At 75.3% G+C, this 17,564-nt stretch carries 13 protein-coding genes; all 13 read right to left on the bottom strand.

Annotated elements, in window-relative coordinates; translation table 11 throughout:
- Positions 1-53: 53 nt before the first annotated feature.
- The 13 genes from cobC to ACFYOV_RS30425 all read right to left on the bottom strand — a co-directional run bounded on the left by cobC (position 54) and on the right by ACFYOV_RS30425 (position 17,486).
- A complete protein-coding gene (gene cobC / locus ACFYOV_RS30485) occupies positions 54-1,115 on the bottom strand; it encodes an Rv2231c family pyridoxal phosphate-dependent protein CobC (RefSeq protein ID WP_389093187.1) in 1,062 nt (353 codons plus the stop codon).
- The gene (locus ACFYOV_RS30480; protein WP_389093184.1) at positions 1,105-2,022 is read right to left on the bottom strand and encodes a sirohydrochlorin chelatase; all 918 of its coding nucleotides are present in this window, start codon (positions 2,020-2,022) and stop codon (positions 1,105-1,107) included. Before ACFYOV_RS30480 ends, cobC begins: the two co-directional genes overlap by 11 nt.
- Positions 2,019-2,642 carry a precorrin-8X methylmutase gene (locus tag ACFYOV_RS30475; protein ID WP_389093264.1) on the bottom strand — a complete coding sequence of 208 codons (624 nt, stop codon included), beginning with the start codon at positions 2,640-2,642 and terminating at the stop codon, positions 2,019-2,021. The genes ACFYOV_RS30480 and ACFYOV_RS30475 overlap by 4 nt, the downstream gene beginning before the upstream one ends.
- Before the next feature lie 5 nt (positions 2,643-2,647).
- Positions 2,648-4,339, bottom strand: a complete 1,692-nt coding sequence (gene cobJ / locus ACFYOV_RS30470) for a precorrin-3B C(17)-methyltransferase (RefSeq protein WP_389093182.1) — start codon at positions 4,337-4,339, stop codon at positions 2,648-2,650.
- Positions 4,336-5,586: a precorrin-6y C5,15-methyltransferase (decarboxylating) subunit CbiE gene (cbiE, locus tag ACFYOV_RS30465; protein WP_389093179.1), complete on the bottom strand. Its 1,251-nt coding sequence runs from the start codon at positions 5,584-5,586 to the stop codon at positions 4,336-4,338. Before cbiE ends, cobJ begins: the two co-directional genes overlap by 4 nt.
- Positions 5,583-6,401, bottom strand: coding sequence for a precorrin-4 C(11)-methyltransferase (gene cobM, locus ACFYOV_RS30460; RefSeq protein WP_389093177.1), 819 nt, complete (start codon positions 6,399-6,401; stop codon positions 5,583-5,585). Before cobM ends, cbiE begins: the two co-directional genes overlap by 4 nt.
- A 213-nt stretch (positions 6,402-6,614) precedes the next feature.
- Positions 6,615-7,346: a precorrin-2 C(20)-methyltransferase gene (gene cobI / locus ACFYOV_RS30455; RefSeq protein ID WP_389093176.1), complete on the bottom strand. Its 732-nt coding sequence runs from the start codon at positions 7,344-7,346 to the stop codon at positions 6,615-6,617.
- Positions 7,343-8,791: a cobyrinate a,c-diamide synthase gene (locus tag ACFYOV_RS30450; protein WP_389093174.1), complete on the bottom strand. Its 1,449-nt coding sequence runs from the start codon at positions 8,789-8,791 to the stop codon at positions 7,343-7,345. Before ACFYOV_RS30450 ends, cobI begins: the two co-directional genes overlap by 4 nt.
- Complete coding sequence (cobO, locus tag ACFYOV_RS30445; RefSeq protein WP_389093171.1) at positions 8,785-9,384, bottom strand: cob(I)yrinic acid a,c-diamide adenosyltransferase; 600 nt, start codon at positions 9,382-9,384, stop codon at positions 8,785-8,787. Before cobO ends, ACFYOV_RS30450 begins: the two co-directional genes overlap by 7 nt.
- Positions 9,384-11,390 (bottom strand): putative cobaltochelatase, encoded by a 2,007-nt coding sequence (locus ACFYOV_RS30440; protein ID WP_389093169.1) that lies wholly within the window; start codon positions 11,388-11,390, stop codon positions 9,384-9,386. Before ACFYOV_RS30440 ends, cobO begins: the two co-directional genes overlap by 1 nt.
- A complete protein-coding gene (gene cobN / locus ACFYOV_RS30435; RefSeq protein WP_389093166.1) occupies positions 11,387-15,040 on the bottom strand; it encodes a cobaltochelatase subunit CobN in 3,654 nt (1,217 codons plus the stop codon). Before cobN ends, ACFYOV_RS30440 begins: the two co-directional genes overlap by 4 nt.
- The gene (locus ACFYOV_RS30430) at positions 15,037-16,548 is read right to left on the bottom strand and encodes a cobyric acid synthase (RefSeq protein WP_389093163.1); all 1,512 of its coding nucleotides are present in this window, start codon (positions 16,546-16,548) and stop codon (positions 15,037-15,039) included. The genes cobN and ACFYOV_RS30430 overlap by 4 nt, the downstream gene beginning before the upstream one ends.
- Complete coding sequence (locus ACFYOV_RS30425; protein WP_389093161.1) at positions 16,545-17,486, bottom strand: cobalamin biosynthesis protein; 942 nt, start codon at positions 17,484-17,486, stop codon at positions 16,545-16,547. The genes ACFYOV_RS30430 and ACFYOV_RS30425 overlap by 4 nt, the downstream gene beginning before the upstream one ends.
- Between the last annotated feature and the right edge of the window lie 78 nt (positions 17,487-17,564).

Here is a 17,564-nt window from a genome sequence, read left to right as displayed (position 1 = left end):
GTGGGACCGGCCCGGTTCACCGGGTCGCCACCGCGGTCGTCCCCCGCGGTCCCTCAGCCCAGTACGCGGTCCAGGGCCCCCAGAAACCCGTCCGTCGTCTCCCGGTCCCGCACCGCGAGGCGGAGCCACTCCTCGTCAAGCCCCGGGAACGTGTCCCCGCGCCGGGCCGCGAAGCCGAGGTCGCGCAGGCGGTCGCGCACCGCGGCCGCGTGCGGCAGCCGGACCAGGACGAAAGGGCCCTCCGCGGGCTCCACGACGCGCAGTCCGTGCGCGGCGAACCGCTTCACCCCCGCGATCAGCCGGGCCCGGTCGGCCGCGACCAGGTCGGCCGCCCGGGCCGCCTCGGCCAGCGCCCGGGGGCCCACGCACGCCTCCGCCGCCACCAGCGCCGGCGTGGACACCGGCCACAGCGGCTGCGCCCGCTCCAGCTCCGCGACCGTCTCCGGCGCCGCGAGGACGTAGCCGATCCGCAGTCCCGCCAGTCCCCACGTCTTGGTGAGGCTGCGCAGCACCACCAGCCCCGGCACGTCCGTCCGCCCGGCCAGCGCCTCCCGCTCGCCCGGCACCGCGTCCATGAACGCCTCGTCCACCACCAGCGTCCGCCCGGGACGGGCCAGCCCCGCGATCGCGGCGGCCGGGTGCAGTACCGACGTCGGATTCGTCGGGTTGCCGAGCACCACCAGGTCCGCGTCCTCGGGGACGGCCGCCGGATCGAGCCGGAAACCGTCCGCCTCCCGCAGCAGCACCCGCTCCACCGTGTGCCCCGCGTCCCGAAGCGCCGCCTCCGGCTCCGTGAACTGCGGATGCACCACCACCGGCCGGCGCACCTTCAGCGCCCGCGCCAGCAGTACGAACGCCTCCGCCGCCCCGGCCGTCAGCAGCACCCGCTCCACCGGCAGTCCGTGCCGCGCCGCGACCGCCGCCCGCGCGGCCCGCCCGTCGGGATAGGCCGCTAGGGAGGCCAGCGACGCGGCGATGCGCTCCCGCAGCCAGGCGGGCGGTGTGTCCGCGCGGACGTTCACGGCGAGGTCGACCAGCGCGGAACCGTCGTCGCGGACCTCCGCGTCCCCGTGGTGCCGCAGGTCGTGCGCGCTGCCCCGGGCCTCAGTGCGCATGGGAATGCGCGTGTCCGTGGCCGTGGTGGTGCCCGTGAGGGTGGTGGCCGTCGTCGTCGGGGTGGAAGTGCGGCTGCTGGGGCAGCCCCACCTTGTCCTCGAAGCCGGGCAGTGCGATCCGGTACACGCACGAGTCGCAGTTCATCCGCAGATCGCCCTTCACCGCCTCCTCGTACCGCTCCATCACCAGGTCCAGCAGTTCCGGCTCCGGCCCGATGACGTCCGCCGAGCGCACCTCGGTCCCCGGGTGGGCCGTCGCCCACTCCTCGGTCTGCCGCCGCACGCGGTCCGGAAGGATCCCCGTGAACAGGAAGTACGGCAGCACGACGATCCGCCGGGCACCCAGCCGCGCGCACCGGTCGAGGCCGCTCGGCACGTCCGGCGCCGCCAGCGACACGAACGCCGTCTCCACGCCCGCGTAACCGCGCCCCTCCCACAGCAGCCGCGCCGCCTTGAACACCTCGGCGTTGGCATCCGGGTCGGTCGACCCGCGCCCCACCAGCAGCACGGTCACCTCGGCCGGGTCCCAGGACGGGTCCACCGCCTGCGCCAGCCGCCGCTCCAGCACGCCGAGCAGCGAGGGGTGCGGGCCCAGCGGACGGCCGTAGGTGTAGGAGATACCGGGGTGGCGCTCCTTCTCGCGGGCCAGCGCCGCGGGGATGTCACCCTTGGCGTGCCCGGCCGACACCAGCATCAGCGGCACCGCGGCGAAGCGCCGCACGCCCCGGCCCACCAGCTCGGCCACCGCCTCGCCCAGCGGCGGCGGGGACAGTTCGATGAACCCGCCGGCGACGGGCAGTTCGGGGTGGCGGCGCCCGAGTTCGCGCACGAAGTCGCGGAACGCCTCGGCTCCCGCGTCGTCCCGGGTGCCGTGGCCGGCGATGAGCAGGGCGGGCGGGGTGGTCACAGGTTCTCCTCGGACGTGGCGGGTGCTGCGGACGCAGCGGATTCTTCCAACGAGGGGTCGTGGTACAGCAGGGCGTTGAGCGCGGCGGCGGCCACCGCCGAACCGCCCTTCTCGGACACGTTGCTCACGGCGGGCAGCCCGCTCTCGCGCAGCGCCGCCTTGGACTCGGCCGCCCCGACGAAGCCGACGGGCAGACCGATCACGAGCGCGGGGGAGGCGTCCAGGGTCAGCAGCTCCTCCAGCGCGGTCGGCGCACAGCCGATCACCCACACCGCACCGGGGCCGACCTGCTCGAATGCCAGCCGCATCGCGTGCGCCGACCGGGTCAGGCCGGGACCGGCCTGTGCGTCCTTCAGCCGGCACACCGTCGCGCGCCGGGTGATCCCCGCCGCGACCATCTCCACGTCCGCCACCACCGGCGCACCGGCGTGCAGCGCGGCGTGCGCCGCGACCAGCTCGCCCTCGTCCATGACGAGGTCGTCGGCGTAGGCCAGATCGGCGGAGGAGTGGATGACACGTTCGACGACCGCCCGGGTCAGCGGCGGGAAGTGCGAGGTGTCCAGGCGGGCACGCAGCCGCCGGAAGGACTCCTGCTCGATGGGGTGGACCACCCGGGTCACCTGGCTCACTCGGTCTCCTCCTGCCAGCGGTAGCCGCGCGGGGTCACCATGCGCCCCGCGATCTCACGGGTCGCCGTGTTGCCCACGGTCACGACCGTCATCATGTCGACCGTCGCCGGGTCCAGCGCGGCCAGTGTGGTCAGCCTGCTCGACTCGTCCGGCCGCGAGGCGTTGCGCACCACTCCGACCGGCGTCGTCGGCGCGCGGTGCCCGGCGAGGATCGCCAGCGCCTTCGGCAGCTGCCAGTCGCGGCCCCGGCTGCGCGGGTTGTAGAACGTCACGACGAGGTCCGCCTCGGCCGCCGCCCGCACCCGCCGCTCGATGACCTCCCACGGCGTGTGCAGGTCGGACAGGCTGATGGACACGTGGTCGTGGCCCAGCGGCGCGCCCAGGATCGCCCCGGCCGCGAGCGCCGCCGTCACCCCGGGCACCCCGATCACGTCGATGTCGTCGGACGCCTCGGCGAGCGCCGGCGAGGCCATGGCGTACACGCCGGCGTCGCCGCTGCCGATCAGTGCCACCGCGTGGCCCGCGCGGGCCTCGGCGACGGCCGTGCGGGCCCGCTCCTCCTCGGCGCCGAGCCCCGACTCGAGGATCCGGGTCCCGGGGCGCAGCAGATCGCGGATCTGGTCGACGTACTGGTCCAGGCCCACCAGCACCGAGGCGCGCCGCAGTTCGGCCTTCGCGCGCGGCGTGAGCAGGTCCCGGGCGCCCGGCCCGAGCCCGACCACCGCGAGCCGCCCACGCCCCGGCCGCCGTACGACGGCACAGGTGGCCATCGCCGGACGGCCGTCCGCGCGCTCCGACTTCCGCTTGGCCACGAGGAGTTCACCGCCCCGCACCAGCGCGGCGGCCTCCGCGACCGACGGGGTGCCGACGGCGGCCAGCGGCGCGTCGGACGGATTCGGGACGGCGACGGCGGCCAGTTCCCCGGCGGTGTACGTCACCAGCGGCACCCCGAGCCGCCGGGCCGCCTCCACGACACCGGGCTCCTCGGCCTTGGCGTCCACGGTCGCCAGCTCGGCCAGGGACGAGGGAGCGAGCCCGGCCTCCCGCAGCGCGGCCTCCACCAGGTCGAGCACCTCGTCGGCCGGGGCGCCCCTGGACGCGCCGACCCCGGCGACCAGGGTCGGCGGTCGCAGCACCGCCTCCCGCTCGGCCCGCTCCACGAGCCGGTCCGTGACGCGGATCGTGTAGGCACCCTCGTCCGCGACCGGCAGTGGCGGCAGCGGCCAGGCCACCTCCCGGCGCAGCGCCACCGCCTCGCCGTCCAGCAGGGCCCGCGACACGGCCGCGACATCGCCCTCCACCGGCAGACCCAGCGTGTCCAGGCCCGCCAGGCCCACCGCGTCGGTCGCCGTGGTCACCACCGGCCGCGCGCCCAGGACCTCGCCCACCTCACGGGCCAGGTCGTTCGCCCCGCCGCCGTGCCCGCCGAGCAGCGACACCGCGAACCGCCCGGCCTCGTCGACGCACACCACACCCGGGTCGGACGTCTTGCCGGCCAACAGCGGCGCCACCAGCCGGACCACCGCTCCGGTCGCCACGAAGCACACGATCTGCTCGCACTGCCCGAACGCGGCCCGCACGGCGTCCCCGACGGGACCCTCGTACACGCGCGTGCGGTCCGGCCACGCGGCGGCCAGCCGGTCCCGCGCGGCGGCTCCCGCCGCGGTGGCGGAGATGAGGCCGATCACTGGGCGACTCCTTCGATGTCGGTACGTGCCGGGGGCCGCACGCCCCACAGCAGGAAAACGGGATTGACGGCCCCGAGCCGGGAGACGTCCCCCGGCAGCGGCGCCAGCCGCGACGACTGCAACAGCACCCCGTCGCAGTCGAAGCCGGCCCCGGTCAGCGCGTCCCGCGCCGCCGGGACCCGGTCCAGGGCGGCCATCGCGACGACCACCGTGCGCCGGGCCCGCCGCGCGCACGCCGTCACGATGGCGGGCAGCTCGCGCCCGCCACCACCGACGAACACCGCGTCGGGGTCGGCCAGATCGGACAGCACCGTGGGCGCCGCCCCGTGCACCACGTGCAGGTCCACGCCGTGCGCCACGGCGTTGGCGCGGATCCGCTCCACACCGTCGCGGGTCTGCTCCACGGCCGTCACGGCGGCGCCGAGTCGCGCGCACTCCACGGCCACCGAACCCGAGCCCGCGCCGACGTCCCACACCAGGTCGCCCGCGCGCGGCCCGAGCCGGGCCAGGGCCAGCGCCCGCACCTCGAACTTGGTGATCATCGAGTCGCGGTGCGCGAACGCCTCCTCGGGCAGCGCCCACCCGGCCGGTCCGGCGGGCGGCCCCGCGACGGTCCGCACCGGGCCCAGCGCCCGCGACTCGTCCAGGCACAGCACCACGCTCACGTCCGCCCCCCAGTCCCGGGCGGTGGCCTCGGTGGGCGTGACCCGCTCGACCCGCTCGCCCGCCGACCCCAGCGCCGACGCCACCACGAGCACCCGCGCCCCGGTCCGGGCGAGCGCGGCCCCCAGCTCCGCCGGACCGGCCCCCGGCCCGGTCAGCACCGCGACCTTGGGCCGGGCCCGGCACACGTTCACCGCGGTGCGCAGATCACGCCCGTGCGCGCTGACCACCACGGCGTCGTCCCAGGGCAGCCCGGCCCGCGCGAACGCGGCGGCCACGGACGACACCCCCGGCCGCACGTCCAGCGCGTCGGGGCCGAACCGCTCGGCCAGCGCCCGCACGATCCCGAAGAACCCCGGGTCGCCGGAGGCCAGCACCACCACCCGCCGCTCCTTCGCCACGTACCCGGCGATCCGCTCCAGCGCGGGCGCCAACGGCCCGAGCACCACCCGCTCCGCCGCCCCCGGCAGCGCCACGGCGTCCAGGTGCCGCCGCCCGCCGACCACCAGCTCCGCCCCGGCGAGGACGTCCGCCACGTCCGCGCCGACGGGCGCACCCGTCCCCGTGCCCACGACCGTGATCACGTGCTTGCACCCCGGGTGCGCAACGCCTTGCGGGCCTCCGGGTCGGCCTTGCGGAAGCCGTGGAAGTGCCCCGGGTGGTACAGGTGCGAGCGGGTGCCGTGGGCGTCCAGGGCGGGGCCCACCAGGAACAGGGTGTGCTTCCAGAGCCTGTGCTCCTTGACCGTCTCCTCCAGCGTGCCGATCGTGCACTTCACGACCAGTTCCTCGGGCCAGGTCGCCTGGTACGCGACGACGACCGGCGTGTTCGTCGGGTAACCGCCCTCCAGCAGCTCCCGTACCAGCTGCCCGCTGCGCGCCGCCGACAGGAAGATCGCCATGGTGGTGCCGTGCCGCGCGAACTCGCGGACCTCCTCGCCGGGAGGCATCGGCGTCTTGCCGCCGCCGAGCCGGGTCAGCACCACGGACTGCGCCACTTCCGGGATCGTCAGTTCCCGCCGCGCCAGCGCGGCCACCGCGGAGAACGAGGACACGCCGGGCACGATCTCGGTCTCGATGCCGATCTCCGCGCACCGGTCCAGCTGCTCCTGCGTGCCGCCCCACAGCGCCGGGTCGCCGGAGTGGATGCGGGCCACCGCCAGGCCCTGCTCGTGCGCACGCCGGTACACGGCCACGACGTCCTCCAGCGACATCGTCGCCGAGTCGAGGACCTGCGCGTCCTCGCGCGCGTGCCGAAGGACCTCCTCCTGCACCAGGCTCGCCGCCCAGATCACGACGTCCGCCTCGGCGATGGCACGTGCGGCGCGGAACGTCAGCAGATCGGCGGCGCCGGGGCCGGCACCGACGAAGGTCACCTTGCCGGTGGGGGCATCGGCCATGGGAATCGGTCCTCTCCTACAGGTCACGGGGTGGTACGCGGCCGCCGGTGCGGGCGACCGGCGGGGCCCGGGGCCCACAGGGCCCTACGGGTTCACGGGGTGTACGGGACTACGGGTTACGAAGTGTGCGGGGCGGACGCGCTCCACGGGTGCACGGGTTCCTTGGGCTGTGCGGAGCCCGTGCGCCGCGCGGCCGGGGCCTCCGGCGACGGCTCACAACTTGCCGCCCCGCCCGCCCTCGCGCCGCGGGGGCGCGATCAGCGTCGACAGGTACGGCAGCGGCGCCCCGTCCAGCTCGGCGGCCGGGCGCACGGACTCCTCCGGGAGCCCCAGCGAGGAGCCCCACACCGCGTCGTCGAGCCGCCCGGACGCGCGCAGCGCCTCGGCGACCTCCCGCGCCTGCCGGCCGAACTTGTAGGCCACCACTGTTCCCGGCCCGTTCAGCGCCTCCTTGAGCACGCCGGCCCCGGCGGTCACCGGCACCAGCGTCAGCGGTTCGGTGCCCTCGGTGAGCACCGCGCCCGACCGTGCGGCCAGGTCCTGCATGGCGGTGATGCCCGGCACCGTCTCGACGACCGTCCCCGGAACCAGCTCCGCGACCGTCTGCGCCAAATAGGTGAACGTCGAGTACACGTTGGGGTCCCCGATGGTCGCGAACGCCACCGACCCGTGGGCGCGCAGCAGTTCGGCGACCCGCTCGCCCGCGGCGTCCCAGGCGGCCGCGCGCCGGGCCCGGTCGGTGCGCTCGTTCAGCGCGAAGACCACCCGGACGACCTTCGCCGCGGGCACGTAGTGCAGCACGGTCGCCTCGGCCCGCCCACGCTCCCCGGTGTCCATCACCGGCACCACGATCACCTCGGCGGCCCGCAGGGCGTTCACGCCCTTCACGGTCACCAGTTCCGGGTCCCCGGGACCGACCCCGACCCCGATCAGCCTGTTGCTCATGACGTCCGGCACCTCTCCACGAACCGTCGGGCGACACCGGGCTCGGACGCCCAGTGCGTGTGCAGGTAACTCGCGTGCACACCGCGCTGTACGAAACCTTCCGTGCGCCGCTCCGGCGCCCGCATCCCCCAGGCCGGGGCGGCCCCGGCGCCGGGCTCGACGACCGTGCGGTGGAACTCGTGCCCCCGCATCCGCGTCCCGGCCGGCGCGAGCACACCGTCGCTCACGGCCACGGCGTCCCGGTACCCGAGGGTGAGCCGGTCCGTCATCCGGGCGCCGGCGTCGAGCACGCCGCACATGGGCCGCCCGTCGAGCTCCCGGCACAGGTAGAGCAGCCCGGCGCACTCGGCGGCGACGGGCGCGCCGCCGAGGGCGAGGCCGGCGACGGCGCCGCGCAGCGGCTCGTTGGCGGACAGCTCGGCGGCGTACACCTCCGGGAAACCGCCCCCGATGACCACCCCGCGTGTCCCCTCCGGCAGTTCCTCGTCCCGCAGCGGATCGAAGGTGACGACCTCGGCCCCGGCGGCGGTGAGCAACTCGGTGTGCTCGGCGTAGGAGAAGGTGAACGCGGCTCCGCCGGCGACGGCGACACGGGGCGCCCGCTCCCCGGCCGACCCGGACGCGTGCCCGCCGGCCGGGGCACCGCGGGTCGCCGGCTCCTCGCCCGGCCGGGACACGGGGGCGCGGGCGGGCGCCTCCACGGCCCCGGCCGCGTCCCACGCCGGGCCCGGCAAGGCGCCCGCGCTCCGCGCCAGCGCGACCAGCGCCTCCAGATCACACCCACCGGCCACCAGCTCACCCATCGCCGCAACGGCGTCCACGGCGGCGGCGCCCCGCTCGGCGACCGGTACCAGGCCCAGATGCCGCGACGGCGTCTCGACGGGCGCCGCCCGCCGCACCACCCCCAGCACCGGCACCCCCGCCGAATCCAGCGCCTCCCGCAGCAATGCCTCGTGCCGGTCCGAGCCCACCTTGTTCAGGATCACGCCGCCGACCCGCACCTGCGGATCCCACGACGTGAACCCGTGCACCAGCGCCGCCACCGACCGCGACTGCGACGACGCGTCCACGACCAGCACCACCGGCGCCCGCAGCTCCTTCGCCACCTGCGCGGTCGACGCCAGTTCCCCCTCGCCCGCCGCCCCGTCGTACAGCCCCATCACGCCCTCGACCACGGCGATGTCGCACCCCCGCGCCCCGTGCAGGAACAGTGGGGCGACCAGCTCCGGCCCGCACAGGTACGCGTCGAGGTTGCGCCCCGCCCGCCCGGTCGCGAGCGCGTGGTACCCGGGGTCGATGTAGTCCGGCCCGACCTTGTGCGGGGACACGGCGAGCCCCCGCGCGGTCAGCGCGGCCATCAGCCCCGTGGCGACGGTGGTCTTGCCGCTGCCGGACGACGGCGCGGCGACGACCAGCCGGGGCACGGACGAGGGGGACGTCACCACTCGATGCCCCTCTGCCCCTTCTGCCCGACGTCCATCGGGTGCTTGACCTTGGACATGTCGGTCACGAGATCGGCGAACCCCACCAGCTTCTCCGGCGCGTTCCGCCCGGTGATCACCACATGCTGGGTGCCCGGCCGGTCGCGCAGCACGTCGACGACCTCGTCGGTGTCGATCCACCCCCAGTGCATGGGGTAGGCGAACTCGTCCAGCACGTACAGCCGGTACGTCTCGGCCGCCAGGTCCCGCTTGACCTGCTCCCAGCCCTCCCGGGCCTTGTCCTCGTTGTCCATCTGCGCGTCGCGCTGCACCCAGGACCAGCCCTCGCCCATCTTGTGCCAGGCGACGGTCCCGCCCTCCTCGGAGTCGCCGAGCACGCGCAGCGCCCGCTCCTCGCCGACCTTCCACTTGGCCGACTTGACGAACTGGAACACCCCGATGGGCCAGCCCTGGTTCCAGGCGCGCAGCGCCAGCCCGAAGGCGGCGGTCGACTTTCCCTTGCCGACGCCCGTGTGCACCACGACCAGCGCCCGGTTGCGGCGCTGACGGGTCGTCAGACCGTCGTCCGGTACGACACTCGGCTGTCCCTTCGGCATTACGCCGCCCTCCTCGAAGTCCCCTGCACGTCCCTGACCAGCCCGGCGATCGAGTCCGCCCGCAGCTCGTCGAGCGTCACGGCCGTCCCACCGAGTTCACCCGCGAGCCGCCCGGCCAGCCCCAGCCGCACCGGTCCCGCCTCGCAGTCCACGACCACGGAGGCGACGCCGCCGGCCGCGAACAGCCGCGCGGCCCGGGACGCCAGCGCCACCGGGTCCGGGCCGCCCGTGGCCCGCCCGTCCGTCACCACGACGACCAGCGCCCGCCGCGCCGGGTCCCGCAGCCGTTCCACCCGCAGCACGTCGTGCGCCTTGAGCAGCCCGGCCGCGAGCGGGGTCCGCCCCCCGGTCGGCAGCGACTCCAGCCGGGCCGCCGCCGCGTCGACCGACGAGGTCGGCGGCAGCGCGACATCGGCCGCCGCACCCCGGAAGGTCACCAGCCCCACCTTGTCCCGCCGCTGGTACGCGTCCAGCAGCAGCGACAGCACGGCACCCTTCACGGCACCCATCCGCTGCCGCGCGGCCATCGATCCGGAGGCGTCCACGACGAACAGCACGAGATTGCCCTCGCGCCCCTCGCGCGTCGCCTGGCGCAGATCGTCCCGCCGCACCACCAGCCCCGTCCCGGACCGCCCCCGCGCCCGCTGGTGCGGAGCGGCGGCCCGCACGGTCGCCGCCAGGTGCAGCTTGGTCAGCGCCCCCTGCGGGCGCCGCGCCCCGGTGGTCCGCCCGTGCTCGGTCCGCGCCCGCGAACGCCGCCCGGCGGCGCCCTCCCCGATCCCGGGCACGCTCAGCACCCTGGTGCGGAACGGCTCGGCCGCCCGTGCCGGAGCCTGCTCACCCGCGCCCGCACCGGACGGTTGCGGCTCCCCGCCCTCCCCGGCCTCGGGCCGGTCGGCGGTGCCGCCACCCTGCGGGCCCTCGTCCGGGGACGGCTGCCCGCCGCCCCCGCCGGGCCCGTCCGGATCCGGGTCCTCGTCGGCCTCGCCGTCGTCCCCGGAGAACTCCTCCAGCGTCCGGTCGAGCCTGTCCTCGTCCAGCCCCGGCGCGTCGAAGGGATTGCGCCGCCTGCGGTGCGGCAGCGCCAGCAGCGCCGCCTGCCGCACGTCCTCGGCGATCACCTCGGTACGGCCCGCCCAGGCCGCCAGCGCGGTGGCGGTCCGCGCCATCACGATGTCGGCGCGCATGCCGTCCACCTCGAACGCCGCGCACGTCGCCGCGATCTGCCGCAGCGCCCCGTCACCGAGCCGCACCTGCGGCAGCAGTTCCCGCGCCGCCACGATCCGCGCCCGTACGGCTGCCTCCTCATCGGCCCACCGCGCGGCGAACCCGGCCGGGTCGTCGTCGTACGCGAGCCGCCGCCGCACCACCTCCACCCGCTGGTCCGGCTCCCGGGAGGCAGCGACCTCCACGGTGAGCCCGAACCGGTCGAGCAGCTGTGGCCGCAGCTCGCCCTCCTCGGGGTTCATGGTCCCGACGAGCAGGAAGCGCGCGGCGTGCCGCACGGAGACCCCCTCGCGCTCGACGTAGGAGGCACCCATGGCGGCGGCGTCCAGCAGCAGGTCGACGAGGTGGTCGTGCAGCAGGTTGACCTCGTCGACGTAGAGGATCCCGCGGTGCGCGTCGGCCAGCAGCCCCGGCTCGAACGCCTTCACGCCCTCCGCGAGCGCCCGCTCGATGTCGAGCGCCCCGACCAGCCGGTCCTCCGAGGCACCGACCGGCAACTCGACCATGCGCGCGGGCCGTCGCCGAACGGCCCCCGCCTCGTGCGGTCCGTCCGGGCACCCCGGGTCGGGGGCGGCGGGGTCGCAGGAGAAGCGGCAGCCGGGCACCACGGCCACCTCGGGCAGCAGCGCCGACAGCGCACGCACCGCGGTGGACTTGGCGGTGCCCTTCTCGCCGCGCACCAGCACACCGCCGACCGCCGGGGAGACGGCGTTCAGCAGCAGCGCGAGCCGCAGGTCGTCCTGGCCGACGACGGCCGTGAACGGAAAGGGGGTGGTCACTGGTCGTCGCCCTCCAGATCGCCTTCGAGCTCCAGGTAGGTGGCGCGCAGCCGTTCCAGGGTGTCCGCGTCCGGCTCGGCCCACAGCCCGCGGTCGGCCGCCTCGAGCAGCCGCTCGGTGATGCCCCGCAGGGCCCACGGGTTGGACTTCTTCATGAAGTCCCGGTTCTCCGGGTCGAAGACGTACTCGGCCGACAGCTTCTCGTACATCCAGTCGTCGACGACGCCGGCCGTGGCGTCGTAGCCGAACAGGTAGTCCACCGTGGCCGCCATCTCGAAGGCGCCCTTGTAGCCGTGCCGGCGCATGGCCGCCATCCAGCGCGGATTGACCACCCGGGCCCGGAACACCCGGTGCGTCTCCTCGCCCAGCGTCCGTGTCCTCACCTGATCCGGTGTCGCCGAATCACCCACGTACGCCTCGGGGTTGGCGCCCGTCAAATGCCGCACCATGGCCACCATGCCGCCGTGGTACTGGAAGTAGTCGTCCGCGTCGACCAGGTCGTGCTCGCGCGTGTCGACGTTCTTCGCCGCCACCGTGATGCGCCGGAACGCCGTCTCCATGTCCCCGCGCGCCGCCCGCCCGTCGAGCCCGCGCCCGTAGGCGTAGCCGCCCCACACCGCGTACACCTCGGCGAGGTCCGCGTCGCTCCGCCAGTTCCGCGCGTCGATCAGCGGCAGCAGGCCCGCGCCGTACGCTCCCGGCTTGGAGCCGAAGACACGAGCCGTCGCCCGCCGCCGGTCGCCGTGCTCGGCGGTGTCCTCGTCCACGTGCGCCCGCACGTAGTTCGACTCGGCCGGCTCCGCCAGCTCCGCCACCGCCCGCACCGCGTCGTCGATCAGCCCCACGACGTGCGGGAACGCGTCCCGGAAGAAGCCGGAGATGCGCACCGTGACGTCGATGCGCGGCCGGCCCAGTTCCTCCAGGGGCACCACCTCGAAGCCGGTCACCCGGCGTGAGGCGTCGTCCCACACGGGGCGGCAGCCCAGCAGTGCCAGGATCTCGGCGATGTCGTCGCCCTGGGTGCGCATCGCGGAGGTGCCCCACACCGTCAGCCCGACCGACTGCGGGTACGCGCCGGTGTCGCTCAGGTACCGCTGGATCAGCGAGTCCGCGAGCGACTGGCCGACCTCCCAGCTCAGCCGGGAGGGAATCGCCTTGGGGTCGACCGAGTAGAAGTTCCGCCCGGTCGGCAGGACGTTGACCAGACCGCGGGTCGGGGAACCCGACGGGCCCGCCGGGACGTAACCGCCGTCCAGGGCACGCAGGATGTGCCCGATCTCGTCGGTGGTCCGGGCGAGCCGCGGGACGACCTCGGTGCAGGCGAACTCCAGCACGGCGACGGCGTCGGCCAGTTCGGCGCCGACCACCTCGCCGACCAGCGGACGGACCGCCGTGACGTCCCAGCCGCGCTCCTCCATGCCCTCCGCGAACCGCCGGCACAACTGCTCCAGCAGGTCGACGGCGTCGGCGGCGGTGCGCGCCGGACCGTCGACCAGCTCCGTCAGCTCGGCCGGCACCTTCAGCGGCGCCCCCGGCTCGGCCAGCAGCTCCTTCTCCACCAGCCCGAAGTGCCCGGCGAGACAGGCCCGCAGACCCGGCAGCGCGTCGGCCCGGCCGCCCCACACCTGTGAGGCGCGCAGCACCGCGAGCACCAGGTTCACGCGCGGCTCGCCGACCGGCCCGCCGCCGAGGATGTGCAGGCCGTCCCTGATCTGCACGTCCTTGATCTCGCACAGGTAGCCGTCGATGTGCATGACGAACTCGTCGAACTCGTCGTCGTCCGGCTGGTCGTCGACATGCAGGTCGTGGTGGAGCTCCGCGGCCTTCACCAGCGTCCAGATCTGGGCCCGCACCGCCGGTGCCTTCGCCGGGTCGAGGTCGGACACCAGCGCGTACTCGTCGAGGAGCTGTTCCAGCTTCGCGAGGTCGCCGTAGGTGTCGGCGCGGGCCATGGGCGGCACCAGGTGGTCGACGACCGTGGCGTGCCCGCGGCGCTTGGCCTGGGTGCCCTCACCGGGGTCGTTGACGATGAACGGGTAGACCAGCGGCAGGTCGCCGAGCACCGCGTCCGGTGCGCACCCGGCGCTCAGCCCGAGGCCCTTACCGGGCAGCCACTCCATGGTGCCGTGCTTGCCCATGTGGACGATCGCGTCGGCGCCGAAGCTGTTCTCCAGCCAGCGGTAGGCCGCCAGGTAGTGGTGGGAGGGCGGCATGTCGGGGTCGTGGTAGATCGCGATCGGGTTCTCGCCGAAGCCGCGCGGCGGCTGGATCATCACCACGACGTTCCCGAAGCGCAGGGACGCCAGCACGATGTCGCCGCCGTCCACGTACAGGCTGCCCGGCGGCTCGCCCCACGCCTGCAGCATGCCGTCCCGCAGCCCGGGGTCCAGCTCCTCGAACCACGCCCGGTAATCGGCCAGCGGCACCCGCGCGGGGGCGGCGGCCAGCTGGTCCTCCGTCAGCCACTCCACGTCGTGCCCGCCGGCCTCGATCAGCCGGTGGATCAGCTCGTCGCCGTTGTCCGGGTACCCCTCGACGACGTACCCGGCGTCCCGCAGCGCGTCCAGCACCCGAACCGCCGAGGCGGGCGTGTCCAGACCGACGGCGTTGCCGACGCGGGAGTGCTTGGTCGGGTAGGCGGTGAAGACGAGCGCCAGCTTCTTCTCCGCGTTCGGCTTGTGTTTCAGCCGGGCGTGCCGTACGGCGATCCCGGCGACCCGCGCGGCCCGCTCGGGGTCGGCCACGTACACCGGCACGTCGTCCGGGCCCTGCTCCTTGAAGGAGAACGGCACGGTGACGAGACGGCCGTCGAACTCCGGGATCGCCACCTGCATCGCGGCGTCCATGGGGGAGAGGGCGGCGTCGAACTCCTCCCACGCGGCCCGCGACGAGGTGAGGCAGAGCCCTTGCAGGACGGGGACGTCCAGCTCGGCCAGCGCCCCGACGTCCCACGCCTCCTCGTCTCCGCCCGCCGACGCCTGCGAGGCGTGGGTGCCGCCCGCCGCGAGCACCGTGGCCACCAGCGCGTCGGTCCGCGCCAGCAGCTCGTACAGCCCCTCGTCCGCGCCGCGCAGTGAACCGCAGTAGACCGGGAGGGCGTTGGCGCCCTGCGCCTCGATCGCGTCGCACAGGGTGTCCACGAAGGCGGTGTTGCCGCTCAGTTCGTGCGCGCGGTAGAAGAGCACGCCGACGGTCGGGCGGCCGTCGGCCCGGGGACGATCGCCCCGTACGCCGTACGCGGGCATCCGGCGCGGCTCGTCGAAGCCCTCGCCGGTCAGCAGCACGGTGTCCGACAGGAACCGGGCGAGCTGCGCGAGGTTCTCCGGGCCACCCTCGACCAGGTACTTCAGGGCCTCGGCGACCACACCGGCCGGCACCGACGACTCGGCCATCAGCTCCGCGTCCGGCACGGTCTCGCCGCCGAGCAGCACGGCCGGTACACCGGACGCCCTGACCGCGGCCAGTCCCTCCTCCCAGGCCCGCTTGCCGCCCAGCAGCCGGACGACGGCGAGGTCGGCGCCGTCGAGCAGCGCGGGCAGCTCCTCGGCGACGTCCACCCGGGTCGGGTTGCCGATCCGGTACGCCGCGCCGGAGGCACGGGCCGCCAACAGGTCCGTGTCGGCGGTCGACAACAACAACACTGTGCTCATGCGGGCGCTCCCGGTGGAATGAAGGGCAGTCCTTGCGGCGCGCCGGACTCGATGAGCCGCCACAGCGCGTCCGTGTCCGCGTGCTGTTCGATCAGGTCGCCGAGCCGGTCGAGCTGCTCCTCGCGCAGCGCGGCGAACGAGGTGTCCGGTGCCGGCACGAAGCGGCGGCCCGCGGCGGCGGCCACCTCCCGCAGGAACGCCCGGCGGAATCCGTCCGACTCCAGCGAGCCGTGCCAGTGCGTGCCCCAGGTCGTGCCGACGCGGCAGCCGTCGAGGAAGGCGTCGCCGCCCAGCACCTCGGCCACCCCGTGGTGGATCTCGTAACCCTCGACCCGCTCACCGAGGGCCTCGCCCGCCGGCCGGGTGAGGGTCTTCTCGCGGGCGAACCGCACCCGCACGGGCAGGATGCCGAGCCCGTCGACGTGCCCGCGGCGGCTCTCGACGTCGTCCTCGATGTGCTCGCCGAGGAGTTGGAAGCCGCCGCAAATGCCGAGGACGGGGCGCTCGTCGGCGGCCCGGCGGACGATCGCCTCGGCGAGCCCCCGCTCCCGCAGCCACTCCAGCGCCCGCACGGTCCCGCGCGTACCCGGCACCACGACCAGGTCCGCGTCGGCCAGCTCCGCGGGCCGGTCCACGAACCGCACCACGACGCCGGGCTCGGCGGCCAGCGCGTCCACGTCGGTGAAGTTGGACATCAGCGGCACCGCGCAGACCGCGACCCGCAGCACGTCCTCGCCGACCGGGGAGGCGACCGACGACTCCCGGACCGTGCCGCGCAGCGACACCGCCATCCCGTCCTCCTCGTCGATCCCGAGCCCGTGCCGGAACGGCAGCACGCCGTACGCGGGCCGCCCGGTGAGGTCGCGCAGCATGTCGAGCCCCGGTTCCAGCAGCGACACGTCGCCACGGAACTTGTTCACCAGGAACCCGGCGACCAGCTCCTGGTCCTCGCGCGAGAGCAGGGCCACGGTGCCGAAGAACGACGCGAAGACGCCGCCCCGGTCGATGTCGCCGACGACGAGCACGGGCAGCCGGGCGTTCCGGGCGATCCCCATGTTCACGATGTCGGTGCGGCGCAGGTTGATCTCCGCCGGGCTCCCGGCCCCCTCACAGATCACCGCGTCATACGTGCCCCGCAACTGCTCCAGACAGTCCAGCACGGTGCCCAGCAGCTGCTGCTGCCGCCCGCCGTGGTACCCGCGGGCGCTCAGCTCGCCGACCGGCCTGCCGAGCAGCACGACCTGGCTGCTCTGCTCGCCGCCCGGTTTGAGCAGCACCGGGTTCATCAGCGCGGTCGGCTCGATCCGGCACGCCTGGGCCTGCATGGCCTGGGCCCGCCCGATCTCGGCGCCCTGGCGCGTCACGAACGAGTTCAGCGACATGTTCTGCGCCTTGAACGGCGCGACCTTGACCCCCTGCCGCACCAGCCACCGGCAGATCCCGGCGGTCACGACGCTCTTGCCGGCGTCCGATGTCGTACCGGCGACCAGCAGACCCCCACCGCTCACGATGTCCGCCCCTTCCCGATGAGCCGCGCCGCGGCACCCACGCCCAGCGCCAGCCAGCCGACGCGCCGCGAGAGCCGCACCGCCCGTTCGATGTCGCGTACGGCCACGGGACGCCCGCCGCCGTTGAGGACGGGCCGGTGCTCGACGCGCCCGCCGTAGGAGAGCGTCCCGCCCAGCCGTACGCCGAGCGCTCCGGCGAAGGACGCCTCCACGGGCCCGGCGTTGGGGCTCGGGTGCTTGGCGGCGTCCGCCCGCCAGGCACGTACGGCTCCGCGCCGATCCGGTCCCGACAGGGCGGCCAGTACGGCGGTCAGCCGCGCCCCGGGCCACCCGGCGAGGTCGTCGAGGCGGGCGGAGGCCCAGCCGTAGCGCCGGTGGCGGGGCGACTTGTGGCCCACCATCGCGTCGAGGGTGTTGACGGCCCTGAATCCGAGCAGCCCCGGTACGCCGGCGACGGCGCCCCACACCAGGGCGCCCACGACGGCGTCGGAGGTGTTCTCGGCGACGGACTCCACCACCGCGCGGGCGATCCCGTCGGCGTCCAGCGCCTGCGGGTCCCGCCCGCACAGGTGGGGCAGCCGGGCCCGGGCCGCCTCGACGTCCCCGGCCTCCAGCGCGCGGCCGATGGTGCGGGCCTCCCGGGCCAGCGAGGTGCCACCCACGACGGCCCAGGTGGCGGCGGCCGTCAGGGCGACGGAGGCGGCGGGGGAGGGGCGTACGCAGCGGGCGGCCAGGCCGCCGAGGGCGACCGCCCCGCCGACGCAGACGGCGGCGTGCGCGACGCCCCGGCCCCGGTCGTCGCGGTACAGCACTCGTTCCACGGCAGCCGCGGCCCGCCCGAAAGCGGCGACCGGATGCCCGCGGCGGGGATCGCCGAGCAGCAGGTCGCCGAGGAGGCCGGCGGCGGCGCCGTACGCGAACACGCGATCGGCACCCATGGGATCAGCCGGCCGTGGAGCCGGTCCGGAGGTGCCCCGGTCGGGGCAGTGCGTCGCTGATCGACCTCAACAGGCAGC

The organism is Streptomyces sp. NPDC005931 (assembly GCF_042871235.1).
Lineage (GTDB): Bacteria > Actinomycetota > Actinomycetes > Streptomycetales > Streptomycetaceae > Streptomyces.
This window is presented reverse-complemented; position numbering and strand designations above follow the sequence as displayed.